Origin of the sequence: Roseovarius sp. A46, from assembly GCF_004126395.1 — a bacterium.
Lineage (GTDB): Bacteria > Pseudomonadota > Alphaproteobacteria > Rhodobacterales > Rhodobacteraceae > Roseovarius > Roseovarius nitratireducens.
This window is the reverse complement of record NZ_PVWS01000069.1, coordinates 1-1,577: the sequence shown is the minus strand read 5'-3', so window position 1 is coordinate 1,577 and position 1,577 is coordinate 1. Positions and strand designations below refer to the sequence as shown.

The following is a 1,577-nucleotide window of genomic DNA, read 5'->3' as shown; positions in this document are numbered from 1 at the left end:
TCCATCAGATGCTTGGGCCCGGCTTCCAGCCGTGAGCCCGTACTTCCATCTTATCGGGGAACAGCCACCCTCCAAGTCCGACCGGTCGTTAGGGCGACTCACTCCCGCGATTACTCCATGTGCGAACTTCTTTCAGGCCTCGCTGTGCGGCACTTCCAGAAGCCGCGGGCCGGGATGGTGATCAGCGGATCGGGTCCAAATCTGACGCGCGAGCTTCTTGCTCTGCCGGTAGTACTGGTTTTCCCAATCCGGATCTGTTCGATCGTTTTGCCCATTCAGGTCGTCGTCTTCTCACACCCCCCTTTGCACCGTCACTGGCGGTTCGACACGAGTATCATGCAGCAACTGCCAGCGCCGGATCCTTGTAGTCCTCATTTTTGGTCAGCATGGCCCAGACCTGCCGAGCCATCTTGTTGGCCAATACGATTGCGACCAGCATCTTGGGCTTGCGCGCCAACATGCGTGACAGCCAGCTGCCCTCCGTAATCGTGCGCTGCCCAAGCCAGCCCAGTCGCGACATTGCGCCAATGATCAGGAGGCGTCGGATATCGGCCTGGCCGGCCTTGGTCATACGTCCCAAGCGCTGTTTGCCTCCAGAGGTATGTTGCTTGGGCACAAGGCCCAACCAAGCCGCAAAGTCACGCCCGGTTTTGAACTGCGCCATGTCAGGTCCGAACGCTTCCACCGCGACGACTGTCAGTGGTCCAACACCCGGCATGGTCTGGAGCCGGCGCGCCCTGTCCGACTGCACGGCCAGCGTCTTAAGTTTCGCGGTGCGAGCGGTGATACGCGCCGTCTTCTCTGCAATCTGTGCCAGCAGGTCCTGGCACTCCTCCCGGATCAGCGCGGGCAAGTCGGTGGTCTCATCTTTCACAAGCGCCGTCATGCGATCGAGGTGGCGTATTCCCGCGGGAAACACGTGGCCATGCTCGTACAGAAGCCCCCGCAATGCGTTCACGTCTGCGGTGCGCTGATGGACCAATCGCTCCCGGCCGCGGAAAACTGCCGCGCGGGACTGCTGCTCAACCGTCTTGGGGGCCACGAAACGCATCTCGGGCTGTCGGGCCGCGATGACGATCGCCTCAGCATCGGCAGCATCGTTCTTCTGGCGCTTGACGAACGGGCGGGCGTACTGTGGCGCGATCAGTTTCACCTCGTGGCCAAGCGCTTCCATCTCGCATGCCCAGTAGTGTGCGCCACCACAGGCTTCAAAGATGACCAAACAGGGGTCCTGCTTGGCCATGAACGCAGGGAACTGCTTTCGCGTGAGCTTCTTGCGAAACTGAACCTCCCCCGCCCGCAGGGCACCGTGGACCTGGAAAACATTCTTTGCCAGATCGACCCCGATCATCATATCCTTCATCTCGCCGTCCTCCTTTTTTGCGTGGCGTTGAGCACCACGACCTTGGCACATTGCGATGCCGTCTGGGGAGGGCGGCAACCACTCCATCTGGCGCCGGTAGGATCAGCGATGTGCTGTTCCAGGTACTGAAGTACGATGTCTTCGGTGATGGCACCGTTAGTGGTTGAAAAGTACCCTCGCCCCCAAAACCGGCAGCCCCAGTAGCGCTTTCGGA

The 1,577-nt window shown here is 60.7% G+C and carries 1 protein-coding gene and 1 pseudogene; both read right to left on the bottom strand.

Annotated elements, in window-relative coordinates; genetic code table 11:
* Window positions 1–334: 334 nt before the first annotated feature.
* Window positions 335–1,363: an IS110 family transposase gene (locus C6W92_RS17410; RefSeq protein ID WP_129435383.1), complete on the bottom strand. Its 1,029-nt coding sequence runs from the start codon at window positions 1,361–1,363 to the stop codon at window positions 335–337.
* A 92-nt stretch (window positions 1,364–1,455) separates the two neighbouring features.
* Window positions 1,456–1,577 (bottom strand): annotated as a pseudogene (locus C6W92_RS17405) (transposase); the annotation flags it as partial.